Origin of the sequence: Microcoleus sp. CAWBG27 (assembly GCF_020883145.1) — a bacterium.
Lineage (GTDB): Bacteria > Cyanobacteriota > Cyanobacteriia > Cyanobacteriales > Microcoleaceae > Microcoleus.
Window position 1 is genome coordinate 1 of the sequence record NZ_JAHREU010000006.1, and the last position, 26,235, is coordinate 26,235.

At 45.1% G+C, this 26,235-nt stretch carries 23 protein-coding genes; 10 read left to right on the top strand and 13 right to left on the bottom strand.

Annotated features, from left to right (window positions below; genetic code table 11):
- Positions 1 to 183: 183 nt before the first annotated feature.
- Positions 184 to 1,989, bottom strand: coding sequence for an HlyD family efflux transporter periplasmic adaptor subunit (locus tag QZ938_RS05285; RefSeq protein WP_293347565.1), 1,806 nt, complete (start codon positions 1,987 to 1,989; stop codon positions 184 to 186).
- A gap of 169 nt (positions 1,990 to 2,158) precedes the next feature.
- Positions 2,159 to 5,359, bottom strand: coding sequence for a peptidase domain-containing ABC transporter (locus QZ938_RS05290; RefSeq protein ID WP_293347562.1), 3,201 nt, complete (start codon positions 5,357 to 5,359; stop codon positions 2,159 to 2,161).
- A gap of 965 nt (positions 5,360 to 6,324) precedes the next feature.
- On the opposite strand from QZ938_RS05290, the gene QZ938_RS05295 reads away from it, so the two are divergent.
- The 4 genes from QZ938_RS05295 (at position 6,325) to QZ938_RS05310 (ending at position 11,727) form a co-directional block, all read left to right on the top strand.
- Positions 6,325 to 6,513 (top strand): hypothetical protein, encoded by a 189-nt coding sequence (locus QZ938_RS05295; RefSeq protein WP_293342155.1) that lies wholly within the window; start codon positions 6,325 to 6,327, stop codon positions 6,511 to 6,513.
- A gap of 547 nt (positions 6,514 to 7,060) precedes the next feature.
- Entirely contained in the window at positions 7,061 to 9,010 is a 1,950-nt protein-coding gene (locus tag QZ938_RS05300; RefSeq protein WP_293347553.1) for a long-chain fatty acid--CoA ligase, read from the top strand.
- 462 nt (positions 9,011 to 9,472) lie between these two features.
- The gene (locus tag QZ938_RS05305) at positions 9,473 to 9,913 is read left to right on the top strand and encodes a YlqD family protein (protein ID WP_293152602.1); all 441 of its coding nucleotides are present in this window, start codon (positions 9,473 to 9,475) and stop codon (positions 9,911 to 9,913) included.
- A gap of 536 nt (positions 9,914 to 10,449) precedes the next feature.
- Positions 10,450 to 11,727, top strand: a complete 1,278-nt coding sequence (locus QZ938_RS05310) for a dihydrolipoamide acetyltransferase family protein (RefSeq protein ID WP_293152775.1) — start codon at positions 10,450 to 10,452, stop codon at positions 11,725 to 11,727.
- 343 nt (positions 11,728 to 12,070) lie between these two features.
- Here QZ938_RS05310 and QZ938_RS05315 read toward each other — a convergent pair whose 3' ends face one another.
- Positions 12,071 to 12,619, bottom strand: a complete 549-nt coding sequence (locus QZ938_RS05315; protein WP_293152599.1) for a hypothetical protein — start codon at positions 12,617 to 12,619, stop codon at positions 12,071 to 12,073.
- Positions 12,612 to 13,085 (bottom strand): hypothetical protein, encoded by a 474-nt coding sequence (locus QZ938_RS05320; protein WP_293152596.1) that lies wholly within the window; start codon positions 13,083 to 13,085, stop codon positions 12,612 to 12,614. The genes QZ938_RS05315 and QZ938_RS05320 overlap by 8 nt, the downstream gene beginning before the upstream one ends.
- A gap of 180 nt (positions 13,086 to 13,265) precedes the next feature.
- On the opposite strand from QZ938_RS05320, the gene QZ938_RS05325 reads away from it, so the two are divergent.
- Together QZ938_RS05325 and QZ938_RS05330 are read left to right on the top strand one after the other, a co-directional pair.
- Entirely contained in the window at positions 13,266 to 13,565 is a 300-nt protein-coding gene (locus tag QZ938_RS05325; RefSeq protein WP_293152593.1) for a type II toxin-antitoxin system HigB family toxin, read from the top strand.
- Positions 13,549 to 13,953: a transcriptional regulator gene (locus tag QZ938_RS05330; protein ID WP_293152590.1), complete on the top strand. Its 405-nt coding sequence runs from the start codon at positions 13,549 to 13,551 to the stop codon at positions 13,951 to 13,953. Before QZ938_RS05325 ends, QZ938_RS05330 begins: the two co-directional genes overlap by 17 nt.
- A gap of 175 nt (positions 13,954 to 14,128) precedes the next feature.
- Here QZ938_RS05330 and QZ938_RS05335 read toward each other — a convergent pair whose 3' ends face one another.
- From QZ938_RS05335 to QZ938_RS05345, 3 genes are all read right to left on the bottom strand, one after another.
- Complete coding sequence (locus tag QZ938_RS05335) at positions 14,129 to 14,710, bottom strand: Imm30 family immunity protein (RefSeq protein ID WP_293347550.1); 582 nt, start codon at positions 14,708 to 14,710, stop codon at positions 14,129 to 14,131.
- Between the two features lie 553 nt (positions 14,711 to 15,263).
- Entirely contained in the window at positions 15,264 to 15,671 is a 408-nt protein-coding gene (locus QZ938_RS05340) for a hypothetical protein (RefSeq protein ID WP_293342196.1), read from the bottom strand.
- On the bottom strand, positions 15,655 to 16,251 hold the full coding sequence (locus QZ938_RS05345) for a hypothetical protein (protein ID WP_293347547.1): 597 nt from the start codon (positions 16,249 to 16,251) through the stop codon (positions 15,655 to 15,657). Before QZ938_RS05345 ends, QZ938_RS05340 begins: the two co-directional genes overlap by 17 nt.
- Positions 16,252 to 16,613: 362 nt before the next feature.
- Here QZ938_RS05345 and QZ938_RS05350 point away from each other — a divergent pair, with 362 nt between their 5' ends.
- The 3 genes from QZ938_RS05350 to QZ938_RS05360 all read left to right on the top strand — a co-directional run bounded on the left by QZ938_RS05350 (position 16,614) and on the right by QZ938_RS05360 (position 18,055).
- A complete protein-coding gene (locus QZ938_RS05350; RefSeq protein WP_293347544.1) occupies positions 16,614 to 17,102 on the top strand; it encodes a helix-turn-helix domain-containing protein in 489 nt (162 codons plus the stop codon).
- Positions 17,103 to 17,270: 168 nt separating this feature from the next.
- On the top strand, positions 17,271 to 17,630 hold the full coding sequence (locus QZ938_RS05355; RefSeq protein WP_293347541.1) for a hypothetical protein: 360 nt from the start codon (positions 17,271 to 17,273) through the stop codon (positions 17,628 to 17,630).
- Entirely contained in the window at positions 17,627 to 18,055 is a 429-nt protein-coding gene (locus QZ938_RS05360; RefSeq protein ID WP_293347538.1) for an HNH endonuclease signature motif containing protein, read from the top strand. The genes QZ938_RS05355 and QZ938_RS05360 overlap by 4 nt, the downstream gene beginning before the upstream one ends.
- Positions 18,056 to 18,103: 48 nt before the next feature.
- Here QZ938_RS05360 and QZ938_RS05365 read toward each other — a convergent pair whose 3' ends face one another.
- The 3 genes from QZ938_RS05365 to QZ938_RS05375 form a co-directional block, all read right to left on the bottom strand.
- Positions 18,104 to 18,664, bottom strand: a complete 561-nt coding sequence (locus tag QZ938_RS05365; protein WP_293157672.1) for a Uma2 family endonuclease — start codon at positions 18,662 to 18,664, stop codon at positions 18,104 to 18,106.
- A 180-nt stretch (positions 18,665 to 18,844) separates the two neighbouring features.
- Complete coding sequence (locus tag QZ938_RS05370; protein ID WP_293157674.1) at positions 18,845 to 19,405, bottom strand: Uma2 family endonuclease; 561 nt, start codon at positions 19,403 to 19,405, stop codon at positions 18,845 to 18,847.
- 95 nt (positions 19,406 to 19,500) lie between these two features.
- Complete coding sequence (locus tag QZ938_RS05375) at positions 19,501 to 20,937, bottom strand: DUF3370 domain-containing protein (protein WP_293347655.1); 1,437 nt, start codon at positions 20,935 to 20,937, stop codon at positions 19,501 to 19,503.
- A gap of 149 nt (positions 20,938 to 21,086) precedes the next feature.
- On the opposite strand from QZ938_RS05375, the gene surE reads away from it, so the two are divergent.
- A complete protein-coding gene (gene surE, locus QZ938_RS05380) occupies positions 21,087 to 21,764 on the top strand; it encodes a 5'/3'-nucleotidase SurE (RefSeq protein ID WP_293347535.1) in 678 nt (225 codons plus the stop codon).
- 479 nt (positions 21,765 to 22,243) lie between these two features.
- Here surE and QZ938_RS05385 read toward each other — a convergent pair whose 3' ends face one another.
- From QZ938_RS05385 to QZ938_RS05395, 3 genes are all read right to left on the bottom strand, one after another.
- Positions 22,244 to 22,366, bottom strand: coding sequence for a hypothetical protein (locus tag QZ938_RS05385; protein ID WP_293157680.1), 123 nt, complete (start codon positions 22,364 to 22,366; stop codon positions 22,244 to 22,246).
- A gap of 361 nt (positions 22,367 to 22,727) precedes the next feature.
- Positions 22,728 to 23,942: an FAD-dependent oxidoreductase gene (locus tag QZ938_RS05390; protein WP_293347533.1), complete on the bottom strand. Its 1,215-nt coding sequence runs from the start codon at positions 23,940 to 23,942 to the stop codon at positions 22,728 to 22,730.
- Between the two features lie 322 nt (positions 23,943 to 24,264).
- The gene (locus QZ938_RS05395) at positions 24,265 to 25,797 is read right to left on the bottom strand and encodes an NAD(P)/FAD-dependent oxidoreductase (protein WP_293347531.1); all 1,533 of its coding nucleotides are present in this window, start codon (positions 25,795 to 25,797) and stop codon (positions 24,265 to 24,267) included.
- Positions 25,798 to 26,235 lie beyond the last annotated feature (438 nt).

Here is a 26,235-nt window from a genome sequence, read left to right on the forward strand (position 1 = left end):
GACGCAATCCGCCGGGGGGCCGCCTATGAACCGGCCCAGTTGTCCCGCGGCATGATCGCCTATGGCGCGATCCTAGAGGGGGAGAGGGGGAGAGGGGAGAATTTTGTTTTTTCTCTCTAACTAATGACTAATGACTGATGACAACTGACAACTGTCAACTGTCAACTGTCAACTGTCAACTGACTACAAACTCATGCCGCCTTTTTGTAGTTGCTTGAGCGGATCGAGCAAAATGTCGGCTATGCTGCGCTGGCGGATGATAATTTCCGCCGTGGCTGTCTGGCCCGCTTTGAGTTTCCAGGTTTGATTGTTGGCTTTCACTGAGTCTCGATCGATACTCACTTCCACCCGGTAAACAACACCCAATCGCTCGTCGGTTTTGGCATCTGGCGAAATCGATACAACTTTTCCCGGCATCACGCCGTAATTTTGATAGGGAAAAGCATCGAATTTGACTTGTACCGGCATTCCGATTTTGACAAATCCCGCTTCTCGGTTCGGTAAACTGACTTCGAGCACTAGCGGAGCCTGATTGGGGGTCATTTCTGCAATAGTTTGACCCGGTTGCACGACTTCGCCGGTGTTGTGAATGTTGAGGGCGGAAATTACTCCGCTGACTGGTGCGTAGAGAAATCTTTGTTTGAGCTTGTTTTTGGCTTGAGCGAGCAGGGTTTGGGTTTCGGCAATTTTGGATTTGATTTGGTTTAATTCCATTTCCAACTGCTGAATTTTTTGCTGTTTTTCTAACTGCATTTGGCGCGCTGCTGCTTGTTTGCTGTCGGCTTCGGCTTGCAGTCGATCGACTTCTGCGAGTTGTTCGGCTAATTGGCCTTGCATTTTGTCGATCGAACTGGCGCGATCGCGCAAACCTTGCTCGACTTCAAACAGCCTTTCCTTAACCTGAGTCGCCTCAGACAGTTGACTCCTGATCGCAGCACTTTGTCTGTCGCGCACGGTTTGCTCGACCTCAAATACTCGATCGTCAGCCTGAGTTTTTTCCCCCAACTGGCTTCTAATCACGGCATTTTGGCTTTCCCGCAGAGCATCTTCAGCTTGAAATAGTACATCTTTTGACAGCGCCCCCTCATCTACCAAAGGTTTGAGCCGCCCGATCCGCTCTTTGTGGGCCGCCACTTTTGCTCGCAATTGTGCCAGCAAGTCTTGACTCTTATTTTGCAGCGGTTTCACGCGATCGCGCCTCGCCTCTTGAGAAGTGATATCTGTTTTCAGTTGCGACAACAGATTTTGTGCCTGCTTTTCCAGAGGTTTGATCTGTTCCTGCCGCGCTTTCTGAGAGACTACATCTGCGTGCAATTGCTCGATTTGAGACTGCGTGGTGGCTGCTGAAGCGCGAGATCTGTCGATCGCAGCTTGAGCCCCCCGTTTGTCGGCAGCAGCAATAGCTTGGCTCGCCTGAGCTTCCAGTCGAGTTCTCTCGATCGAACTAATTTGCTGCACCAATTGAATCTGATAAGCATCCAGAATTTTATCTAGACGCTCCACCTCGCTCGAAGCATTTTCCGGGTCTAATTCCGCCAATAACTGTCCAGTTTTGACCTTTTGACCTTCTTTAATCGCGAGGTTAATAATTTTTCCCGGCTCCGTCGGATGAATTTTGTAAACATCACCTTTGGGAACTAATTTGCCTTGAGCGTGACCGACTTGATCTATTTTTCCCAAAGTTGCCCACGCTACAAAAGCTATGGAAAATACCAGACCTCCTAAGATCAACTGCTGAGGAAAAGATACTGGCGGTTGGTCTAGTACCGAGTGCAAAGAAGTAGACCAATTATCAGCCTCAGGCTGCCGAAATTTGGCCGGATAGATATAGTCATTAGTAGTTTTAGAAGAGCGATTTTGAGATTCAACTACTTCTAAAGAGCGGTCTGTTTTTCTGGCTTCGTTTTCTTGCCTTAAAGCTACGCCCCCATAGACTTCGGCTATCTCATCAGGAGCGGCGCATAAATTTTTGGCGTCTTCTGAAAGCATGATATTTACTCCAAATTAGTCTGTTGACAGTTGGCAGTTGGCAGTTGCATATATCTCGATCCCCCTAAATCCCCCTTAAGAAGGGGGACTTTGAGAATACTCTTGTCCCCCCCTTATTAAGGGGGGTTAGGGGGGATCAGATGCTACGGGGCCTCATACAAAATTGGTATTAAAGATCGAGCTGTTGTTGAGCAAGGTGATAGTAGAGTCCACGTTGTGCCATCAATTGGTCGTGGTTGCCTTGTTCGGCTAAAATGCCTTTGTCTAGAACCAAAATGCGATCGGCATTGCGTACTGTAGACAACCTGTGAGCGATCGTAAACACAGTGCGATCGCGACTGATGCGAGCCAGATTTTGCTGGAACCTGCGCTCAGACTCGGTATCCAGCGAAGAAGTTGCTTCGTCCAAAATCAAAACTCGCGGATCGCCCAACAGAGCACGGGCGATCGCAATTCGCTGGCGCTGGCCTCCAGACAAACTCGTGCCCCTCTCCCCCACAGGAGTTTGATAACCAAGCGGCATATCTTGAATAAAAGCGTGAGCTTCTGCTAGCTTTGCCACTTCGATCGCCTCTTCCAAGCTTGCAGAATCACCAAATGTTCCTTCTTCGCCATGACTGGCGGGGGTTTCCAAATTTTTGTACAGCGTGATATTTTCCAAAATCGTTCCCGAAAACAAGAAACAATCCTGAGGGACAACACCCAACTGCACTCGCAGCGACTGCAAAGAAATGTGGCGAATATCGTGGCCGTCAACAGTCAGCCGCCCTTTTTCTGGATAATAGAAACCTTGCAGCAGCTTCACCAAAGTGCTCTTACCGGAACCGCTGCGGCCGACAATTGCCACAGTTTCTCCAGCTTGCACCTCAAAGCAAAGATTTTGCAGCGTATTGCGTTCCTCATCCTGAGCATAGCGGAAAGAAACATTGTCAAATTTGATGGTTCCGTGAATGCGAGGCAGCACCAGCATTGGTTTGTAAGGGCTTTCTTCAGGTTCTGCCGAGAATACGTCATCCAAACGCTCGATCGACACCAGCACTTCTTGAAACTCATCCCAAAGTCCCACCACCGATAGCACAGGAGAAATCACGCTCCCAATCATCATATTAAAAGCCACAAATTGACCGATCGTCAATTCGTCTTGAATCACCAGCATTGCCCCGTACCACAACAAAGCCGTACTACCCAAAGTATTAATTCCACCCCCAACTACCTGCAAAGAGTTCGCCAACTTCTGGCCCCGAAATTTAGCATTAATCATGGAGGTTAATTGGTCTTCCCAGCGCCAGCGCATTTCTCGCTCGGCAGCAGTTGCCTTAATCGTCGCTACCCCACCGATCATTTCCACCAAAGATGAATTTTGCTTGGCACCTTCGTTAAAAACCTCCCGCGATACTTGGCGCAGAAACGGAGTTGCCACCAAAGTCAAAATCACGATCGGCGGAATCAAAGCCAGCACCAACAAAGCCAGACGCCAGTTATAGTAAACCATCAGTCCGATGTAAACCACAGCCATCAAAGCATCCAACCAAGCCGTAATCGCTTGGCGAGTCAAAAACGACTGAATTTTTTGATTTTCCTGAACCCGCGTCAAGATGTCGCCCACCTGACGAGATTCAAAGAATTTGATCGGCAAACTGAGAGTGTGACTGATAAACCCGCTAATTAAAGTCAGGTCAATGCGGTTGGACAAGTAATCCAGCAAATACTGTCTCGTTGCCCCCAAGAGCGATCGCCAAACACTAAACATCAGCAGTCCGATCGCGAAAACGTGCAGAGTGACGATGCTTTTGCTGACAACTACTTGGTCGAGAATTACCTGAGTAAACAGGGGAGTAACGATCCCAAACAGTTGGATCAACAAAGAGATTACCAAAATTTGGGCGATCGTAGCCCGGTAGGGCCAGATTATGCCCAGAAAATTCTTAACTTTGATGCCTTTATGTTCGGCACTATGATTGCGGTATAGTTCCGCTGTCGGGTCTAAAATCAGGGCGTACCCAGTCCAACTGTCGGTAAAATCTTTAACACTCATCCACCGCTTGCCCGCCGCCGGATCGGCAACTAAAACCTGTTGATTTTTAAAGCGGTAAACTGCAACGTAGTGATTGCCTTGCCAGTGAGCTATCCAGGGATTTTGATTGCGGAGTGGAGTTAAAGAAGCTCGCACGGGACGGGTTTGAAACCCCATTCTTTCCGCTGCTTTTGCCAGACTCTTGAGCGAGGCGCCACTGCGGCCGATTTCTGCCAATTCCCGCAAGTAATTCAGGCTGAATTTCTTACCCCAATATTCGCTAATCATAGCCAAGCAGGTAGCTCCGCAATCTGCTGTACTCTGTTGTTGAATGAATGGGTGTCCGCTGCTCAACCATCTGCGCCGCTTGGGTTTTGGGAAACTGATGATTCCGGATGCCGATTTGGGAGACTCGACTGCGGTTAGTTTTGACGGCTCATTCTTTGAGGTAGACGAAGCATCTTTTGGCGCAGTTACTAAGGTTAAAGTCGGAGGTTTGCGGATAATTTTGGGGCGGGTATTGCTGTCGGAAGCAATTGTGGCTTTTGCCATTTCCCACTGTTTTGAGTTGAGCTGGTAAATCAGCAGGTCTGTTGCTGCTTTCCAGTCGCTCGGTACGTCTGAATGTCCCCAGTGACTCCCGATACTTGGCGGTGCTTGACCTTGAATTTTACCGCTACGGAGCCAAAAATAATTGGTGGTTTTTTGGCAGTGTTCTGCGAGGGAAACTCCGGCGGGAATTCGGCTTTCTTCTAGATAAGGAAGTAAGTGCGGCCACAGAAGTTGCTGTTGGTGGGATTTTAGCGATCGCAAATCTGTTTGCGTCTTGAAAAAAATCAACTGCTGCATCTGTTGATATTCTTGCTGCAAGTGCTGTTGCAGTTGGGGGAATTCCTCTATAACAAGCTGTAATTTGGCGCAGTTAATTCGAGCGAGTTGGCAAGTGCCGGCCGCAATTGCCCTGTAAGGCAGCCCGTTTTCAATAAATACGTCGTCTGTCCCAAACACTGCTCCGAGTTCCAGTACCGCCGCGGAAACTTCCTGCTGTTGAGAGGCTTCTACCGCTAGCAGCCTGACTCTTCCCTGGCAAACTAAATAAAAATTGCGTGAAGCGAAGCTATCCCGTAGGGAATCGCTCTGTGCTTGTTCAGCTAAATTATTGGTATTATCCGGTGTTTGATATTGGGTGATTTCATCTCCGAGTTGAAACTCGCAAATTTCACAGGCTGTATTTAATTTTGCAATTAATGTCGGTTCGGGACTGATTTCCTCCAAGAGTTTTTCAATAGCTGGAACTGTTGGCAATGAGGCTGGGGAGCGCTCGAAGTAATTTTGTACCCCTAAACTTTTTTTCATAGCTTTCCCTGTTCAATTTTTGTGTCAATTTTATTGACCGACAATTAACCAGACTGAGCCGATCTTTTATTTTTTAGTGCCACCTAGCCGGCTGAAAAATGCTTATTGAGTTTTGCGGCGAAAACCTCATATTTCAACATTTTTGACAACTTTTGAGATGTCGGAATTCGGTTTTTTTAAGAAAGTGCTGTGATTGCGTAAGTATTGTTTTCGCTGGTTCCAATCATAACTTACAAAATGGCTCGTATGGCTACAGTTACAGGGTCATCTTTACACAATCTTTATAAATCACCCGTATTGTCGCGGAGTATTGTGAAGATTCTGTAAAGGAAAGCCCCGCAGGCTTCCGCCCTGCATCCGTAAATACACGGAGATGGCTTAATTAAATATTAAAAGATTTCAATTCTCTATAAGTTGTGCATTCCAGAAGGATTGATGTAAAGAAATGTTGCTAATTTGTAGCAGGAATTCCAGGAATTAATTGAGAATTGAGTAGGCGTATTTAACGGGATTCAATCAAAGAATTTGGAGTTTCCTTTTAGTGGGAAACTTATCGCCCACAGGCGTATCAACTTTTTTGCAGCGGACAAGCGCGGTTTTTTACTAAAATCTCACGCGAGCGGGCGATCGCAAATGAACACAGTAGTAGTTTATAAAGCGATCGCTCTCTCTTGACCTTAAAACAATATATATCTGAAGAACCTTGACAATATTTGTTAACTGTGTATTTTAGAATTCAAAATTCTTTAAAACTAGCTATTTGCCCGATCGCCCTTAAATCGCATACAGTCATATAATCCAGACTATAATATCACTTTGATATAAATGCTTGAATTATCAGCCCTAGGGCTGCTAAAGCGGCAACCCTTGCACGGCTATCGGCTAAAACAACAACAGTTACTCTTATCAGAAATTTGGGTTTAAAACCCCGCCCTTCAAGGACGGCTTTCTGCTAAAGAATCAAGTTGCTCGAACACCGCTTGAGAGTCTGTTACCTGCGCCAAGACTATCTAGAGAGCCAACAAACTGAACAGGAAAATCCTGTTGACTCGTATCAAGCAGCATCCTGGGAAAGGTGTACAGACACCATCCAGCTAGAAATCCAGTGGTTGACAGAGCAACTAGCCCGAGAGCAAAGTGCGATCGGTTTGTAGTGCGGACTGAAGTCCGCAGTTTGAGTGCGGACTTCAGTCCGCACTACGAACTGCACTACGAACCGCGTTTGTTATGGCAATCCAGCGGACATGATATGACTCCCCAACCTCCCCTGAATTCGCATACTCCCTGAAAAAATCCTTCCAACGGAGCCATTCAACTGAGTCATAAGGAGGATTTATAGTCCTTCGTGCACGTGATAAATTTCGAGAGCACTTCAACAGTATGTTTAGTTTCAGGACTCAAATCGGCTTTTTGGCGACACCAATCAGCAAATGTTTTGTTTGCCGATCGCACTTCTGCACCATTCACAGACAGTGTGTTTCCAGATAACCCTACGATCGCACAACAAGTAACTACTATCAACCTTGATAAAATCCTGTGTTTCTGTCGAAATATAAATCTCATCATCTAATATCCCTAATTTTCTAAATAGACAACGGCAGGTTGACAAACTGTCACGAGACTGCCACGAAGGTCTAAAATAACTCTGATATTAAACTTGTACCCAATAACTTTATCTCTCAAAACCCCCGAAAATACCCTATGAACCACTCCGCACCGGGCGCCGCCTCCCAAATGAGCGAGATTGAACTCGCCAACCTCAGCCGCACGATCGACTATAGTGGCATTCGATCGATACCTGAAATTTGGGCGATCGTCAAACAGCGATTTCCCCAAACCGTCGCCCTCCACGATCCCCACACGACACCGGAAATTAAACTCACCTATACCGACCTCTACCAACAAATCCAGCAATTCGCCAGCGGATTGCAGGCCCTCGGCATCAATCCAAACCCAACAGACACAATCCCTCCCCGCGTCGCCCTCTTCGCCGACAACAGCCCCCGGTGGCTGATAGCCGATCAAGGTATCATGACGGCTGGGGCCGCCAACGCCGTTAGAGGCGCCACCGCCGATCCCGAAGAACTCCTCTACATCATCCAAGACAGCGGCAGTACCGCTTTAGTAGTCGAAAACCTGGCATTACTCAAAAAACTGCAAGCGCGCCTCCCCGATTTGCCGATCGAACTTATCGTCCTCCTCTCCGACGAGGAACCAGAAACCAGCCTCACCCTAACCACAGTCAAATTTTCCCAAGTCATGGCCACAGGCGCCAACCGCCCCTTCAAACCCGCCAACCACAACCACCAAACCCTCGCCACCCTCCTCTACACCAGCGGCACCACCGGCAAACCCAAAGGCGTCATGCTGACTCACGGGAACCTGCTGCACCAACTCACCACCTTCGGCACAATTTTGCAACCCGAACCGGGCGAATCGGCCCTCAGCATCCTGCCCAGTTGGCACGCCTACGAACGCACAGTCGAATACTTCTTGCTTTCCCAAGGATGCACGCAAATTTACACCAATATTCGCTATTTCAAACAAGACTTTAAAAGTTGCAAGCCCCAGTACATGGTGAGCGTTCCGCGCATCTGGGAATCGATTTACGAGGCTGTACAAAAGCAATTTAGAGAACAGCCACCCAACAAACAAAAATTGGTGAACTTTCTGTTATCTGCCAGCCAGCAATACATTGAAGCCCGCCGCATTTTCCAAGGTTTAACTCTCAATTTGAAACCTGCTTCTGATTCGGAAAAACTGATCGCCCGCATCAAAAGTATTCTGTTATCTCCCGTCCACGCGATCGCCGAAAAACTGGTTTACCAAAAAGTTCGGGAAGCTACGGGAGGACGTTTTAAGTGGGCAATTAGCGGCGGAGGTTCTTTGGCGGCGCATTTAGACAATTTCTTTGAAATCGCGAATATCGGTTTGTTGGTGGGATACGGTTTAACTGAAACATCTCCAGTTTTAACAGTCCGCCGCCCTTGGCACAATCTTAAAGGTTCTGCCGGACAGCCGATCGCCCATACTGAAATTAAAATAGTTGACCCCGAAACTAAACAGCAACTGCCAACGGGCCAGCGCGGTTTAGTTTTGGGACGCGGGCCGCAAATCATGCAGGGCTACTATCTCAATCCCCAAGCTACCGCCAAAGCCATTGACTCCGAAGGCTGGTTTGACACCGGCGATTTGGGTTGGCTGACACCGGGAAACGACTTAATTTTGACTGGGCGGGCAAAAGATACGATCGTCCTCAGCAACGGCGAAAATATCGAACCCCAGCCGATCGAAGATGCCTGCGTCCGCAGCCCCTACATCGACCAAATTATGGTAGTAGGTCAAGACCAAAAGTCGATCGGCGCCTTAATTGTCCCCAATTCAGAAGCCGTGCAGAAATGGGCAGAAACTCAGAATCCGCCAATACACGAAATTGACTGGAATAGCAAGAAAATTCAAGACTTATTCCGTCAAGAATTGAACCGGGAGGTGCAAAATCGCCCCGGATACCGCGCGGACGATCGCATCGGCCCATTCCGGTTGATTCAGGAGCCATTTTCGATGGAAAATGGAATGTTGACCCAGACCCTGAAAATTAAGCGCCCGGTTGTGACGGAACACTACCGCGATATGATTGACGGGATGTTTTGAAATATTCGGAGGACTTGGGGAATGGAGAAGAAAAAATTATCCCTACACCCAAGTCCCGATTGGTGTCAACTTAAGCCTCAAAACCTTTGTATCTCTAGTTTATAGCAGAGGCAAGATCCCCTAAATCCTTCTTAATAAGGGGGACTTTGAGAAGATTCTTATCCCCTGTATCTCTCGTTTATAGCAGAGGCCCGATCCCCCTAAATCCCCCTTAGGTCGGGGGACTTTGAGAAGATTCTTATCCCCCCCTTCTGAAGGGGAGTAGGGGTCGAGTAGGGGGCAAGAATTCGGGGCGATCTTGCCTGAATCGCCAGACATAAGACTGATAATAGGTTTGACGTTCAGTTGACACCAACACCCGAGTCCCGATTCCTGAGTCCTGAGTCATTAGGAAATATTTACCAACTAATGACTAATGACTAATAACTAATGCCTAATTCGCAATTGACAAGCAACAAATTTATGGAACCACAATTACTCTTGAAGCGATCGATTAATGTAAAAGTCGTCGTTACTCCCCGCTGGAAAGAAGAAGCTCAACAGCAACTCCAAGCCCAAATCAATCAAATAGATTCTCAGCTACAACAGCTAGAAATGCAAGGGCAGCGGATGGTTTCAGAAATCCAAAAGCAAAGCCTGCAACCCCCCGGGCCGCAAGTAATGCAGCAAATAGAAAACATTCAAGTGCAGGTGAATCAAAGAAAGAGCGAACTGCTAGAACAGAAAAACCAAAACCTGCAACAGCTTCAGCAAGTGCAGGTGCTAGACCTCGAACAAGAAGTGAGTCAAGGTCAAATTGACGGCACGTTCACCGTCGGGGTGGGAGAAAACTTGATTCAAAAAATGCAAGTAGAAGTTCTGCTGCGCGACGGCATAGTCGAAGAAATTCGAGGTGATATTTAGAAATTAGAAATTGGTAATTGGTAATTGCTAATTGCTAATTGGTAGGTAATTTTGAGTTGATAGTCGCACATCTTCGGACTAGAGGCTGGCATAATAATGATTGTTGCCGATTGCCGAGCGCCAATTATCAATCGCCAAACCAACTGTTGTGCATTGAACTTGTATCTTGGGAGCGGGGAGAATGCCATTTTTGTCAACAACAGGCTAAAACCAGGTCTAAATCAGGGTTATAGCCGAGACTCGATCCCCCTAAATCCCCCTTAAGAAGGGGGACTTTGAAGGCTATTGTACCCATCTCTCGCCGCTCCCTCTTCCCAAGGGAAGACGCAAGAATGCTCTTGTCCCCCCCTTATTAAGGGGGGTTAGGGGGGATCGAAACTAGACTAAAAGCGACCTCGATCCTAGGTTTAAGCCTGTTGTTGACACAAATGGCTCTCCTGCCCACCCCACAAAAGTTTAACTGTTTTCGATCGTGCAACTTAAATGCCTCCAAGCTTACCGATCGCCAATTACCAACTCACAAGGAATTTTTACAGATGATTCGCGAAGTTTTCATGCCAGCCCTGAGCTCTACCATGACAGAGGGCAAAATTGTTTCCTGGGTCAAATCGGCTGGGGACAAAGTAGAAAAGGGCGAAACGGTAGTCGTAGTTGAATCCGACAAAGCCGACATGGATGTCGAGTCTTTCTACGAAGGCTATCTAGCAATAATTATTGTACCAGCAGGCGAAGTTGCCCCAGTAGGAGCTGCGATCGCCCTAGTAGCAGAAACAGAAGCCGAAATCGCAGAAGCCCAGAAACAAGGAGCCGGCGCCCCAGCAGCCGCAGCCCCAGCCCCAGCAGCCCCCGTTCCTGTCGCAGCTACAGCATCAGTGGGTTTGCAGCAAAACGTCAGCCGCCAAAACGGGCGCAGCGTCGTTTCTCCTCGCGCTCGCAAATTAGCCAAAGAGTTTAAAGTAGATTTAAATTCCATCAAAGGCAGCGGCCCCAACGGTCGGATTGTTGCAGAAGATGTGGAAGCAGCCGCCGGTAAAGCCCAACCAGCCCCGATTCAGCAACCAGTAACAGTCCCCGCAGCACCTGCACCCGCACCCGCAGCAGCCAAACCCGCACCCGCACCAATTCCAGCGGTAGCGCTTTCCGGTAACAGAGTACCGATGAATGCGCTGCAAAATGCGGTAGTTCGCAATATGGAAGCAAGTTTGAGCGTGCCCTGTTTCCGCGTCGGCTATACAATTACTACTGACAATCTCGACAAACTCTACAAACAAATTAAGTCAAAAGGCGTCACGATGACGGCTATGCTGGCAAAAGCAGTAGCAGTAACTTTACAAAAACATCCCCTGCTGAATGCTTGTTATGTGGAGTCGGGAATTCAACACCGTTCGGATATTAATGTGGCGGTAGCGGTGGCGATGGACGGCGGCGGTTTGATTACACCGGTGTTGCAAAATGCCGATCGTCTGGACATCTATTCTCTCTCCCGCAGTTGGAAAGATTTAGTCGATCGCTCTCGCGCCAAACAGCTAAAACCCGACGAATACAGCACGGGAACTTTCACTCTTTCCAATTTGGGAATGTATGGAGTAGATAAGTTTGACGCGATTTTGCCGCCGAATCAAGGCTCGATTTTGGCGATCGGCTCTTCGCGGCCGCAAGTCGTAGCTAACGAGGAAGGTTTGATGGGAGTGAAGCGGCAAATGCAGGTAAATATTACCTGCGATCACCGAATTATTTACGGTGCAGACGCTGCGTCTTTCTTGCAAGATTTAGCCAAATTGATCGAGACGAATCCTCAGTCTTTGACACTTTAGTATGGGCGGGGGCGGGTTTATGAGATTGTAGATTATTGGCAATTATTGTTAGTGAACCCGCCCCTACAACATTTAAAATCATACAATACCGATGCAGCTCAAAAATCGATATTATATCAAATCCCCAATTCATCCGAATTCTTCCTCTCTCTTCTCTTCCTCTGCGTTCTCTGTGTCCTCTGCGGTTAAATAATTCCGAGTGGAAGTTTACTCACTAATACGATAGGAATCTGTTAAGTTTCTAGAATCTTTGTATGTTAAGGGCGATTTAGTAAAATAGCGATCGCGCTTTTGGACATTAAGGGCGATCGCTCTTTTGGACATTAAGGGCGATCGCACTTAATTAACAAATAGCCGAAGCAGGCGCAATTTCGCGGAGTGGCATCAGGAATTCTTGCTTTTCATCGGCGGTGATGTAGCCACCATTTACAGCCATTTCCATGAGTTGTTCGACAAATCCCTTTAACTCTGTTATAACTTTAGTTTTATTCAGTTCAAAGTGTTGATTTCTGGATTTTAGGGTAAACTGATTTGGAGATAAATATCCAAACTCTTTGAAATTACAGCTAATTTTATCGTTGGTTAAGGGCTGCAATTCAAGAGTAAGACACACACTTTCAACAAATTCTATTTTGATGGGTTTGCCTTGAGATAACTCACTGAGTTTTTTGGGGAGTTCATCTTCTAGGAGCATACAGATATCGGGGTCGAAAAACACTTTGACTTTTTGTTCACCGATTTCTATTGAAACTGGGCGATCGCATTCAAAGCAAAATAGTTTCAGCCCTAATTCAAAATGCGAAATTTCTCCTAATGAGTCCTCTGGTGGAGCGGCATATTTTTCGCCATTAGGTGCTTCTAGGTGGATTGTAAAATTGCTATAGTTATTCATCTTCTTCGCTCCTTTCTAATGAGGACAGCGTAGCATCATTGAGAACAGGATAAGCAGATTTGAATGTTCCATCTGGTTTCCTTCTAATAAAAGCATGGGTAACATTTTCAATTATTGTCCCATCGGGATAGTGAACTTTCCCAATAGAACGCTTAAAATTTATAATGTAACAACCGGGATATTTCGGTGTCACTTGTTCAGCTTTTACCCAGTCTTGAGCATTTAGCCACTGACCTTGAGGCTGATTTTTAGATGCAGCCCTGCCTCTAAAATTAAGGGGTTTCAGTTTTGGGCCATGATGGCGATCGATATGATCGTAGGCTTTGATGGATTTTGGATTATGCCACTGAGGTTCTACTCCACTGCCTGTCCAGTTACAACCACTTCCTACTTCAATCGTTTGCTCTATTATATCTTGTTCTATAACTTCTGGACTGTCTTCAGAAGTATCTCTGCCATTATTCAAAATAATTGGTTTAGTTCTAGATGGTATGCGATTGATGATTATACCATTAACTAATTTCAGGAGGGCGATTCCCTACGGGATAGCTACGCTTCACGTACTTTTGGACATTAAGGGCGATCGCACTTGACGAAAGAAATTAGTTGAGCTAAACTGAAATTTAGTTTAAATTGCTTATAGTAGATGCACATAATCAGCTACCGACGGGTGCGTGAATACAGCGAAACTCATGCTGATTGCGGGGAAGCTTTGGATAACTGGTTTAAAATTACTAGCAAGGCTAAATGGTCTAACTTAATTGAGGTACAATCTGTTTTTCCTAAAGCCGAAGCTGTTGGAGGATTTACGGTTTTTAATATCAAAGGTAATAATTATCGATTAATAGTTAGTATTGATTATGAAAGCCAATTAGTTTATATCAAATATATTCTCACCCATGCTGAGTATGATAAGGAGAAATGGAAAAATGACCCTTACTTTTAATCCAGATAAATACAAAGAGTTATTGTCTCAGTATCAGCCAAAAATAATTAGAAACGAAGCGGATAATGAGAAAGCTCTGGCTATGGTGGAAGAGTTGATGCACCAGCGCGATCGCACTCCTGAAGAAAATGAGTTATATGAATTACTGATTGCATTGATTGAAAAATTTGAGCAAGAATACTACGCACCAGCAGCCACAGCTACGCCTCGTTCAATACTGCTGTTTTTGATGGAACAAAGAGATTTACAACCTGCGGATTTGGTACCCGTTATGGGATCTGAAACAAGAGTGTCTGAAGTGGTTAATGGCGAGGGAGATATTGGTAAGGAGTTGGCATTGATTCTGGGGAGTTTTTTTCATGTAGAGCCGAGTTTGTTCTGTAATTAATATGATGCCCGATCGGTAGATAGTGATTGCTGTAGGGGCGGGTTCACCAACAATATCTAACAAGTACCAAAAATCTGAATAAACCCGCCCCCACCCAACAGTAAATCGCAAACTACCTCTTTATTGATATAGTTATTCATCAGGGGCGATCGCTCCTTTCTAATGGCGAGAGGCTTTATTTAATAGGTTTAATTTCGGCTATTGGGCGATCGTCTTGCAAGAGTACCAAGATATTACCATCTTGGATGAGTTTAAGAAAGCTTGACAGATCCCTCTGAATTTCATCAATATTAATGTCGATCGCAGTTGCGCCGGAAATAACTGACTCAGCATGGGAAGATAAAGGAGGGGATTCATTAGCAACTATTTCGCGCAGCAAATGCGTACATAAATCCCGATTTTGAGAATGGGTAGAATGTAACATCTGGCTATATAAATTCCGTGCTAAATCCTGATTGATAATTCCATAAATTAGAATCATTGTCCATTCTTTAGCATTCACAATCATCCGGTCTATGGTATCAATAAACGCCTGCAACTGGTCTTTTAGCTCAAAAGATTCCAGAAAATGAATGAGACCATACATGACTTCATGTTGTTCGCATCTGTCATCGAAAACTAGATAAAGTGTTGGCAAATATTCGCTGTTAGGATGTAGGGCAAGTTCGGCTAAAGTGAAGTCAAAACTCATTACTTCCTCATCAGAGCGCATGAATTTATTAGCATTTAATGTTTCTATTATTAAATTAACGTTCATCTTATATCTCCCATTTTATCAAAAGTACCCAACCATGCCAGTTTGTTTTGTTTGATGACTTGTTGTAAATTCCGCCTAATTTGTGGTGTATACAGCCGATCTTGGCGATAAATCGATCGCACATCCCACACCGCACGAGCTAGAGCTTGCCCGATCGACTAAAGTCTGGTCTTTGTCCATAGGATTGTGTACACCGATGACGACCACCCCTTCCTGGATACGGCTGTTCCATCAAGATAGCAATACCCTTATTTCTAGTGTAACCAGAGATTCCTATTTGTTTCATATAAGCATCGGATGGAATATGGTGGGGTGTAAGGTTGTCTCCTGTGCGGCGGATTTTGTTCAAGTCGCCAAACTGTCCGACTGTGCTTTCACCTGGAAGTAATATAGGTATGTTATTTGCCACTTTTGTGTTTGAGGATGCCTTTGATTTTATAGTGCAAAAGGATTGGCTATTTAAATTAAATCATGGAAGATTACTTTTGGGGAATAGGAGGTGATCGCTCTTTTGGAGATTAAGGGCGATCGCCCGCCTTTTGGGGCAAAGTGATTAACTTGGTTCTTTAAAAGCTTCTAAACCCGCACGCAATACACTTGCTACAGGATGATTGATCGCTTGCATTAATGCCTCAACACTCATCGCTTGAATTAAACTAACTACTCGCTGTTCTAAAGTAGGGTCGCCTTTTATTTGTTTTATAGCCTCTTCTGCTACAACTGCTTTTTCGCTCAGAGTCTCCGTTGGGTAATTTTGTGCCAGTTGCTCTAGCAATTTCTGAATTTCTGCTGCTGCTTCAGCTAGATTTTGCTTTTGTTCAGGTGAGTAATTGTGGATAGTACCACCTACTTGCTGAGAATTTATATTCTGAGAGTAGCCAACACCTATTGATGCTTGACTTTGATTGATTTTGGGTTCTGACATAATATCTCCGTAGCCATAGCTAATTATTGTTTTCATTATATATCTTACCACCTACTTGCCGAACACTAATGCTCCCAGAGTATCCAATACCAATTGAGGAGCCACTTTGGTCAACATTGATAGAATTGTCTTCTATATTAATCACGTAAGTTTTTTCTTCATTACTATCTAAAATTTTATATAATTCTGAAACTACTTCTTCTAATAATTTTTCACTGGTGATATTTTTACCACTGGTGAGTAAAAGATTTGCTTTATCTCCTGAAATGAAAGATACTTCAATCAAATACTGGGCTGTGATTACTTTGATTGTTTTGGGTATAAAAAAATTATAACCTAAAGCCAGTATAATCATTGTGACAATTACTATTAGCCATATTCTTTCGCTTTCTTTTATTAATAAGAATAATGCTGCCACATACATACAAATCAAAACCTCAAATGGCACTCCTTTTTTATTTCTTGTTGTCTCAGTAATTTGAGCTTCAGTGACTCTAAAACCGGTAATGTTACGAATTAAATAAACAGCATTTCCCAATCTCACTGCTTTTTTGCTGAAGTATAGTTTAGAGCCTGTGAGTAAAGGAGTGACCCCTTGATTCTGAGACGAAGCCATAATTTCAATCTTTCAATCTGCTTATCAACCCCAAGAAGAGATGCTACAGCCTCCTGTTTATATATCAGGGGCTAATCCACAAAATTATGCAAAACCCAGAAAATAAATTAAAAAAATTACCAGCAGCACCCGAAACTAGAGTCAAAGCGAGAAATTTACCAAAATTCAGCCCTACTCCCCTGTCAGGTCGCTAACTGCCATCAATAATCACTCAAAAGCCCAGTCACAAACTTTTTGACTTGTAAATTGCACCACTTACAGTTGAGCTTTCAAGTATATTAAGCTGAATAACACTGCTCGTAAACTGACATACATCAGGAATTATGTTAGACTTCCATCAGGAACTTCACACACACCTATTTATGGCATCCACAAACGATCGCTTCGTCGAAGCAGAAAGCCGCTGGGATCTAAAAACTCTGTACGCAGACTTGGCCGCCGTTAAGGGAAAGCCTCTCACCCCCGTAGAAAAGCTGCACCTGCGGGGGTTGCTTTGCGGCAACAGTCCCGCTGAAATCGCCGAAAAGCTGCAAAAAAATCCCAAAGGTGTGGAAACTGATTTGTGTGCAACTATTTATAGATACGTTAAAGGCTTTGTCGGTAAAGGGATTGAAAAGATCGAAAATTGGAGAAATATTGCTGAATGGCTTGAGGATGCTGGATATAAAACTCAGTCATCTGCTAAATTGCCACCCAGTAATTTGTTACCTGAAAAGAGCATAGTTAATATAAGTAATATAAGTATTGAAAAAAATCAAATAGTAATTGTTGTTAAGATCCAAATACCTACATCACTAGATTCAGAACTGCCAATACAAAATCTAGACCTCGACGACAACAATTCTAACTAAAATTTTGCCCCTATTCAACTGATTGGTAGGGTGAAGCGATTAAGATCGGGAAGGGCGATCGCACTTTTACCTTGTCTCGCGGGACGATCGCACGCTGGATTTCTCGCGTAAGGGCGATCGTACTTTTATTGTGCTATGATTTAATCAGAGCGTCAGCGAGTAAAAAAAATGGCAACAATTACCCTTCAAATTCCCGACGAACTAGCAATGCGCCTCGATTCTCTCAAAGATGACTTACCACAGATTTTGATGCTGGGATTGAGGGAAGTCGAAGCTAATCCTTCAAATGGATTTTCTGGACTCACGCAAATCTTAGAATTTATAGCAAGTTTACCATCACCACAAGAAATATTAGCCCTCCGTTTGTCCGACGCTGTTCAAACTGAAATCGATACTTTGTTAGAGAAAAACCGCACGGAAGGACTCACGCCGATCGAGCAGCGTTTGTGGCAACAATACGAATTTGTCGAACATTTAGTACGCATTGCCAAAGCACAAGCCCTGCTGAAATTGAGCGAGGCAGCATGAGTAAAACCTACGTTTCAGCTAGTCTGCGACGAACGGTATGCGATCGCGCCAACGGATGCTGCGAATATTGTTTAATTCCAGAAACACTCGCCCTCTCGTCTCATCAAGTAGACCATATCATCGCAGAAAAACACAGGGGCGAAACAGTTGAAAGCAATCTGGCTTTGTCTTGCTCGCTTTGTAACAAAAATAAAGGCAGCGACATTGCTTCGATCGATCCAGAAACAGGTGAAGTGGTTCGACTTTACAACCCTCGAAAAGATCGCTGGGCAGACCATTTTCAACTTCAAACTGAAAGTGGTACGATCGAACCTCTAAGTGCGATCGGTCGAGTAAGTGTGTATTTATTGCAAGTTAATCGTGCAGAATGCCTGACTCAACGCAAGCTATTGAGCAAAACTCGATCGTTAACAATACCCGATTAATCGATCGCGTTCAAACCACACCATAAGCTTATCTACTTCTATATCGCTCTAACCCAAAATAAAATCAACGCTTACTTCAAACTCAGGAAAAGCTAGCGGCGCAACCATTTCTCCCCGCTCAAACTTTTTCATTGAAGTATAGCCATTTGCCGTCGGACAACGGTAAACTTCTAAACAATTAACTTCCAGATCCCACAACCATACTTCTTGAATACCAGAACGAGCATAGTTAGGTACTTTCACATTGCGATCGAAATCAACAGTGCTATCAGAAACTTCAATTAAAAGCAATACTTCTGATGGTATTGGATGTGCTGTTTCGTAGTAGTCAAAACAAAATTGCAGCAAGACAACATCCGGTTGAGGTTCGGTACGTTCACTTAACTGAATTGGGTTTTGAACATCCAAAATAGCACTTTCTTCTGGAAGTTGGCGAAACTGTCGGATCAGTCGCCGCACACAAGTTGCATGACGAGTACCAATTGCAGCCATTTGAACAATTTCTCCTTCTATCAATTCTACTCTGTCATCTTCACCCAAAATGCCAGCCTCGCCCATGAGGTGATATTCTTGCACTGTAAATAGCCGTCTTTGCATCTGAACAGACATAACTATTCTCCTTATTCGGCAGTTAGCCTAAGTTCACTCTTTTTACTTATAATATTCTAGAGCCTTTCTCAAAAAGATGAGGTATAACTGACAGCTTACATAACCACCAAACTCAGAGGGCTAAAGCCCAACAACATACCTCATCTTTGTGATAACCGCTATATCTATTTTTAGATAGCTCTAACCCAAAATAAAATCAACGCTGACTTCAAATTCAGGAAAAGCTAGCGGTGCAACCATTTCTCCCCGCTCAAACTTTTGTATAGAAGTATAGCCCTCTGCCGTCGGACAACGGTAAACTTCTAAACAATTCACCTCAAGATCCCACAACCAGACTTCTTGAATACCAGAACGAGCATAGTTAGGAACTTTCACATTGCGATCGAAATCAACAGTGCTATCAGAAACCTCAACTAACAACAAAACTTCTGATGGTACTGGATGTGCAGTAGCGTAGTAGTCAGCGCGAGGTTGTAGCAATACAATATCCGGTTGAGGTTCTGTACGCTCAGTTAACTGGATCGGGTCTTGAACGCCTAGAATAGCACAGTCTTCTGGAATCACGCTAAAACGGCGGTTCAGGCGCTTTACACAACTTGCATGACGAGTACCAATTGCAGCCATTTGAACAATTTCTCCTTCTATCAATTCCACTCGGTCATCTTCACCCAAAATGCCAGCCTCGCCCATGAGGTGATATTCTTGCACTGTAAATAGCCGTCTTTGCATCTGAACAGACATAACTATTCTCCTTATTCGGCAGTTGTATAAACTTTATCATTGTTGCCAGTAAGATTCAACCTACTGGCCGCCCTAACTCAATCACACACAATCAACTAATTGCTCGATCGCACTGTCAACACTTGCGGTGGCGTCGCATCCGGCGGATACAAGAAATCCACCTGCACCAAACGGCGTTCTCCCGGCTTCATATTCACATTTACCAAAGCTTCACCCTGCTGTCCCCGGCGCTGCACAATGTGAATGTAACGCGTCAAAGTCTTCCCCCCATCATCATTAAACATCACCCGCACCGTACCTCGGAAAAATATCCGATTTTCCGGCGGATCGTAAAACATCAATCCAGCCGATTCAGTATTTGCCTTGATCGGTGTTTGCATTCTAATGCTGACAGATTGCGACTCACGAGACTTATTATAAAGCGGAAAAGTTAAATTGTATTGAATCCCGTAATTACCGTGAGCAAAATAAGCAGTATCGGGATAGCGAGCTAACATTTTAGCGCTTTGAATTTGACCCGTCCCAAAAGTACCCGTATCAGTAGTGCTCAAAGCATAGGAAAATGATTCGCCGCGCTTGGGAACGGTTAAATAATCGGTTCTCGAATTGTCAGTAATTTTAGCTTTCCACTCGGAACCTTCAGCGACTCCGGCCACGCGCCCGTAAATTTTTTGTAGTGGATTTTCGCCTCTGGGAGTTGGAGCCAAATCTCTCGGCCCAGCTAAACCTTTCGTGTTTAAAATATTTTCCCACTGTTCTAAAGTCGGATATTGCTCGACTCCTTCTTTGGTTTGAGGAGCAAACATCGCTAAACTAGCAACATAAACCGAATTGCTGCTCGAAACTCGCATCAAAGTCGATCGACCGTTAGAAGAAGGCGTGACATTGCCCACAGGTATCGGCAAATTCATCAGCATTCGGCTCTGATTGCCCGGAATTTCGATCGCAGCAGGCAAAATGGCTTGTCTGTGCCCCCGCAGCACATCGCTGGTGATGCGGCTGCCAGGCCCCGCAAACACAGTGCCGAATCGATTTTCTAAATACGACGGCAAATCGACAAACAAAGCATCCGGGCGAGTTAAATAAGTCGCTCCTTGCAGGATATTTAAAGTAACAGGTTCCGAGTTGGGATTGTGAACAATTATGCCTTGAAATAAGGTGCGAGTTTGGGCGCGATTTTTAGCTTTGGCGATGTGGTGGGCGAAGATGTCAAATCGGCCTTTGAAGGCAAAGTTTAAGTGTGCAGAAGGTACTTGTTTGGATTCCTCGGGAAATGTGGAGAGCAAAATGCCTTCGGTTTGTACAACTTCGGGGCTGTTGCTGTTGAAAACGGGGATGCTGTCGAGTTTTCCCGGCAAAACGCGCACTTGCTGGGGCACCGTCACAGTTTTCAGCGGGGCGGTTGTCTGCGGTTGTGGTGGTAAATCCAGTTCGTTTTCCGGTAGCGGGACTTCTCGCTGAATTTGGATGACTTGTTGACTCGGAGGTTTCGGGATTGCTTGAGCTAAGGGTAGAATTGGTAACAAAAACATAGCTGTGAGCGCGTTTAACTGAACTTGCAAATTGCCTTGACACAAAGCAATCGACACAAAACTTTACCACAACTAGGTTGACATTTCCTTGAGTTTGGGAATTTTAGGTCAATTTTTGCGGATATAGTCAAATTTAGGACAAATTTTCAATGACGATAATTTTAACCAACGACGACGGCATTGATGCTCCGGGGATTCAGGCACTTTTGCAGGCTGTAGAGGGCAAGACAATTATGGTGGCCCCTCAAGGGCAACTTTCGGGCTGCGGGCATCAGGTGACTGCTCACAGTCCGATTCATGTCGATCGCCGATCGTCCGTCGAGTATGCTGTAGGAGGAACACCCGCAGACTGCGTGCGGATTGCTCTCAATCACGTTTGTCCAAAACCGGATTTGGTACTTTCCGGGATTAACGCCGGCGGCAATTTGGGCGTTGACGTGTACATTTCAGGTACAGTTGCTGCGGTGCGGGAAGCAGCCATGCACGGTATTCCTGGCATCGCAATTTCCCATAGAATTAAAAGGCCGCTGGAAATTGACTGGGATGTCGCGACTCGCTGGACATCGCGGGTGTTGGCCGATTTACTGAGTCGGGAATCAAAGCCGGGGTGTTTCTGGAATGTGAATTTTCCGCATTTAGCGCCGGGAAGTGCGGAACCGGAAATTGTGTTTTGTCGCCCTTCAACTCAGCCGCTGCCTGTGGTTTACCGCCAAGAGGGAGAATACTTTTATTATGTCGGAGAGTATGGCTCGCGCGATCGAACTGCGGGAACTGATGTTGATGTCTGTTTTGGCGGTAATATTGCGGTGACTGAGATCTCGCTGTGAGGGATTAGGTAGGGTGGTTTTATTCTCATACCAAAAGTATCGCTCAAAGGTCGGCTCGCCCTTGCCCCAAGGTATGTAGTTGCGCTTGGGCGCTATACGCTCATATTAGGAAATAGCGCTTTCATCGCAACTACGTACTTCAGATTAAAGGTTCTTAGCTTATACTATAAAGAGCGCTTTCATCGCAACTACGTACCTCAGATTAAAGGCTCTTTCCTTAATATTATAAAGAGCGCTGAAGCGCAACTACGTACCTAAATTATCTGACGACAATAAAACCGCACATATAGCCTAAATATAATATTTTATTGCTCAATTACCACAATCAACCAATCTGATGATTGCGAGCATTCTCTGCGGATACGCTCTAATAATAAACCCGTTTTCGGATGAGCCAAAAACGGGATAGTTGTTAAATAAGTTGAACCTTGAGAGGAATGACAATCGAACAAAATTAATTGCCATCCCTAGAATGGTAGCTATCTCTCCTTCTGACCGTCCCTGCTACCAAAATTTTTATTGTCATCCTTCGGCTTAGCAACACCATCAGGTTGTTTTTTTGGCTTTTTGACTTCTTTGTTGCTTTTTCTCTCTTTTGACATAATCATTCCTCAATTTTGACTCAAAAAACATCGATAGAAACCTCTGCCTAACTGCAAGTAAAGAAAGTTGCCCGACAGACAGGTGCGATATCGTGTTCGGTCAATTAGCCTTAATAGAATAAGTTTGTAGTCAGGACTTAATTTTTCAGCATTTTCTGAGGACTTAACCCACTACAAACTTATTTTACAGTGTTTTCAGCGGACACGAGTTTACTTGCTGTTAGTATCGTATCATCTTTGGTAGATTATAAACTATGTTTTGCACTCCTAGCATCTACTCTTAGGCATATCCATAAATTCCTCATGTGTAGAATGTCGGAAATTACTTTATTTCCTAGAGTTTGTAGCATCAACGTTCCACTCAGCCGATTAATTTTGCGACTCGCAAAGCAGAGGTAATCGCTCCTTCGTGCAAGCCATCCCCCAAATAAGCTCCCGCATGATAGGTATTGTTCTCGCCGTTAGTCTCGATAACTTCGTTTCGGTATCGAAAAGACTCGACGCTATACAGTGGCGTGTGATGTTGCTGAATGTGAATAATTTGGTTTTTCGCGATCGCCTCCTCCAACTTAAACGCTAAACTGTACTCTCGCGGCGATGTGATACCGCAAAGCTGATTCAAGCTCGCATTGTAGCCCCATCCCTTGTCCGTCTCGAAAAAATCGAATTCCGATAACTTGCGAATACCGTAGCGATCGTACATCGAAGTATCCGAATGCAGCACAGTTGTGGCATAATTGGGTTTCCAGGCCGCAAACCGCTTCGTTTCCGCCTCCGTCGGGTCAGCCAACAGCCTCATCACTTGGTCTGGCGGCATCGCAAAAACCACCTTATCAAATTCCTGAATTTCCCCATTGGTCAGCACAATTTTTACAGCACCAGCACTTCGGAAAATCTTGGCAATCTCCACATTCAGCAGTATATCCCCTTTAAACCGCTCCAGAATCTTTTCAATATAAGAATAGACTCCCCCTTTAATCCTCACCCAATTCACCGAAGCATATTCGCGCAGCACCGGCATCGCCAATTCCGCTGGAAAATCGTCGAGCAATTCAAACGGTATCGAGTAGCTGTACATCGTCAGCAACTTCAGCCAATCATTGCGGATGCACGACTTTTTTAAACTATGAGAAAGTGGCATATCGTAGAAATCGTGCTGTTTGGCAAACCGCATTTTTAGCAGAAATCCAGCCGAACGAGCGTAGAGACTGTCGAGTTGCAAATACTCAATCAAGCGTTGCATTCCCGTAAAATTTTTTTGAATAGCAACCGCCGACAAAAAGTGACCGCCATCTTTAAAAAACAGCGCTGAACCAATCTGCACAGGTTCTAATTCAACGCCTAGCTCCTGCATTAAAGCCACGAAATTGTAAAACACAGTGGGAAATTCCAGCACCCCATTTTCTAATATTTCATTGCAATCAGATTGATTTGGCAAAACATTTTTATTGAGCGTCCGAATGTGTCCGCCTAAAATCGGCTGACTTTCCAACACAGTGACGTGGTGTCCCTGTTTGTTGAGCCAGTAGGCTGTAGCCATACCGCTAGCTCCGCCCCCAACAATTGCAATTCTCATGGTTCTCTCCTAAATTGATAGAATGGAACATTAATCATCGAATGCTTAAGAGCTTAAAAAAAGTTTGTAGCAAGGAATGTAAGTCCTTGATTTCTCTCGTTCTTAGGTTGGCTCCGATTCCCCCTAACCCCCGTGAATCAGTAGGTGGTTTTATCATCAGGATAGCAAATATAAAACTACCAAAAGTATCGCTTAAAGATCGGCTCGCACTTGGGCTAAGGTATGTAGTTGCGCTTCAGCGCTCTTTATAAATATTAGGAAAGAGCGCTGAAGCGCAACTACGTACCTAAAGCGATTTCAATCGCCGAGTAACGAATTATTCCTAGCCTAAAATCGCATCGCCGGACAAACGTTGATAAAGCAGCGCCCCCGTCCAAAATGTCGGCGCAAAGCCTGGATAGCCCGAGGATGCGTTGCAGAAATAGAAATTGTTGAGGGATGTTTCGTGATTTAGCCGATCGACTCCCATGTTTTTTGGCGTCAGGGTAGAACCGTAGGAATTGCCATTTGGACACCAACAGAAGCGCTCGTTAGTCGTAGGACTTCCGGTAATATGAAACACCATATGTTTGCGGAAATTGGGAACATAGTGTTTTTCAACTACGTCTAAAATTGAGTCGAGAATCTCTTGTTTCTTCTGCCTGTAAGCTTTGCGGTCTGTCTCCCAAAGTTGTTTAAAATAACTGTAGTTAGCCACAGTCAGAAATTCTACAATTTGACAATCTTCGGGACAATCGGGCCGCGCTTCGGTGAGTAAAGTCGGCGTTGTAATCGCAAAACTGGGTCGAGAAAAATCATTTTTGTCATACATTTGAGCAAAAGCTTCATTCAGATCCAAATGTTCGGAATGAAACGTATTCCACTTGCCAAAGCCGTAGTCTCGCAGGTCGATATCTTTGACAACGCAGTACACCATGTAGTTGGATGCAGAATACTCATAATCGAGTTTCCGCCGCACTTTTTTTGAGAACAGTTCCTCACCAATCATCTTGGCGGCTCTTTTGGGGTCGAGGTTACAAATCACCGTGCCGCCCGTGAATTCATGGGTTTGATGCGTGGTCAAATCCATCGCTTCAACTCCCGTGACAGTTCTATCTGTCAGCCTGAAATTCGTGACTTCATGGTTTAGTAAAACTTTCCCGCCGTTGGATTCAATGACTTTAACTAAAGAATTGATGACATCTTCAAAATGCTGCGTCGGATAAAATGCACCTTCTTGATAGCCTCGAAACAAAGCAATCCAAGCATAGAAAGAAAGTTGGTTAGGAGGTAGCAAAAAGTCCGGCCATTGCAGAGCTAATAAAGTTTGGGCGGCTTGCGGGAGTTGGAATTTATCGAAAACGTCTTGGAGTGTGCTGTTGAGGTGTTGGACGGCGCAGAATACGTCACCGAAATTTTTGATTAATTCAATTGGTTTGACGGGAGGAGCGAGTTTTCTGAGTCCCGCGCCGGTTTGCTCGACTTCGTTGACGAATTTGCGAATTCTCTCGCTGGCTTCGGGAAACAGCGCCGACAATCGCCGGATCAGTTCCTCTGCTTCCGAGGGAATATCTAGCGCATATCCGGGCATTCTCATATGGTCGTAGCCATTCGGATCGTAGCGCTCAAAGGTGACATCGCGATCGAGACCGAGTTTTTTGAGGACTCGATTGACTGTATGCCCTTCGCCGCAGTCCCAAACGTAGTGGAATTGGGCATTAAACGTGTATTTTTTGGCCATTGTAAAGGTGTGCCCAAAGCCTCCGGGATGCTCGTGAGCTTCCAGGATGTGCACGATTTTGCCGGAGTTGGCCATCAAGGCTCCGAACACCAGTGCTGATAAACCACTACCGACGATGAGGTAATCTGTTTTCATGGGATATTTCCTCGATCGATTGAATCGGGCGATCGTTCTATTTTTAGGCTAACGCTCAATTCTGAGGAAATTCTGAAGATGATTTCTTATAGCCCCCGGCGATTGGAAATCGCGGCTACAAAAACGATGTCCACCTCCGTGGACGAAGAAGGTATTCGGAGATGGAAAATTATCAAATAAAATCTTTAACCCACGGAGGTGGGTTTGGTTTGTGTAGACGCGGTTTCAACCGCCGGGTTTCTCTCAATCAAACGGAATCTAGAAACCCCGGCGATTGGAAATCGCGGCTACAAAAACGATGTCCACCTCCGTGGACGAAGAAGGTATTCGGAGATGGAAAATTATCAAATAAAATCTTTAACCCACGGAGGTGGGTTTGGTTTGTGTAGACGCGGTTTCAACCGCCGGGTTTCTCTCAATCAAACGGAATCTAGAAAC

What these genes read in the sequence shown, in the direction of transcription:
- QZ938_RS05285 (WP_293347565.1), bottom strand. Translation starts at nt 1,989, where the DNA reads ATGCTTTCAGAAGACGCCAAAAATTTATGCGCCGCTCCTGATGAGATA.
- QZ938_RS05290 (WP_293347562.1), bottom strand. Translation starts at nt 5,359, where the DNA reads ATGAAAAAAAGTTTAGGGGTACAAAATTACTTCGAGCGCTCCCCAGCC.
- QZ938_RS05300 (WP_293347553.1), top strand. Translation starts at nt 7,061, where the DNA reads ATGAACCACTCCGCACCGGGCGCCGCCTCCCAAATGAGCGAGATTGAA.
- QZ938_RS05305 (WP_293152602.1), top strand. Translation starts at nt 9,473, where the DNA reads ATGGAACCACAATTACTCTTGAAGCGATCGATTAATGTAAAAGTCGTC.
- QZ938_RS05310 (WP_293152775.1), top strand. Translation starts at nt 10,450, where the DNA reads ATGATTCGCGAAGTTTTCATGCCAGCCCTGAGCTCTACCATGACAGAG.
- QZ938_RS05315 (WP_293152599.1), bottom strand. Translation starts at nt 12,619, where the DNA reads ATGAATAACTATAGCAATTTTACAATCCACCTAGAAGCACCTAATGGC.
- QZ938_RS05325 (WP_293152593.1), top strand. Translation starts at nt 13,266, where the DNA reads ATGCACATAATCAGCTACCGACGGGTGCGTGAATACAGCGAAACTCAT.
- QZ938_RS05330 (WP_293152590.1), top strand. Translation starts at nt 13,549, where the DNA reads ATGACCCTTACTTTTAATCCAGATAAATACAAAGAGTTATTGTCTCAG.
- QZ938_RS05335 (WP_293347550.1), bottom strand. Translation starts at nt 14,710, where the DNA reads ATGAACGTTAATTTAATAATAGAAACATTAAATGCTAATAAATTCATG.
- QZ938_RS05340 (WP_293342196.1), bottom strand. Translation starts at nt 15,671, where the DNA reads ATGAAAACAATAATTAGCTATGGCTACGGAGATATTATGTCAGAACCC.
- QZ938_RS05345 (WP_293347547.1), bottom strand. Translation starts at nt 16,251, where the DNA reads ATGGCTTCGTCTCAGAATCAAGGGGTCACTCCTTTACTCACAGGCTCT.
- QZ938_RS05350 (WP_293347544.1), top strand. Translation starts at nt 16,614, where the DNA reads ATGGCATCCACAAACGATCGCTTCGTCGAAGCAGAAAGCCGCTGGGAT.
- QZ938_RS05355 (WP_293347541.1), top strand. Translation starts at nt 17,271, where the DNA reads ATGGCAACAATTACCCTTCAAATTCCCGACGAACTAGCAATGCGCCTC.
- QZ938_RS05360 (WP_293347538.1), top strand. Translation starts at nt 17,627, where the DNA reads ATGAGTAAAACCTACGTTTCAGCTAGTCTGCGACGAACGGTATGCGAT.
- QZ938_RS05365 (WP_293157672.1), bottom strand. Translation starts at nt 18,664, where the DNA reads ATGTCTGTTCAGATGCAAAGACGGCTATTTACAGTGCAAGAATATCAC.
- QZ938_RS05370 (WP_293157674.1), bottom strand. Translation starts at nt 19,405, where the DNA reads ATGTCTGTTCAGATGCAAAGACGGCTATTTACAGTGCAAGAATATCAC.
- QZ938_RS05375 (WP_293347655.1), bottom strand. Translation starts at nt 20,937, where the DNA reads ATGTTTTTGTTACCAATTCTACCCTTAGCTCAAGCAATCCCGAAACCT.
- surE (WP_293347535.1), top strand. Translation starts at nt 21,087, where the DNA reads ATGACGATAATTTTAACCAACGACGACGGCATTGATGCTCCGGGGATT.
- QZ938_RS05385 (WP_293157680.1), bottom strand. Translation starts at nt 22,366, where the DNA reads ATGTCAAAAGAGAGAAAAAGCAACAAAGAAGTCAAAAAGCCAAAAAAA.
- QZ938_RS05390 (WP_293347533.1), bottom strand. Translation starts at nt 23,942, where the DNA reads ATGAGAATTGCAATTGTTGGGGGCGGAGCTAGCGGTATGGCTACAGCC.
- QZ938_RS05395 (WP_293347531.1), bottom strand. Translation starts at nt 25,797, where the DNA reads ATGAAAACAGATTACCTCATCGTCGGTAGTGGTTTATCAGCACTGGTG.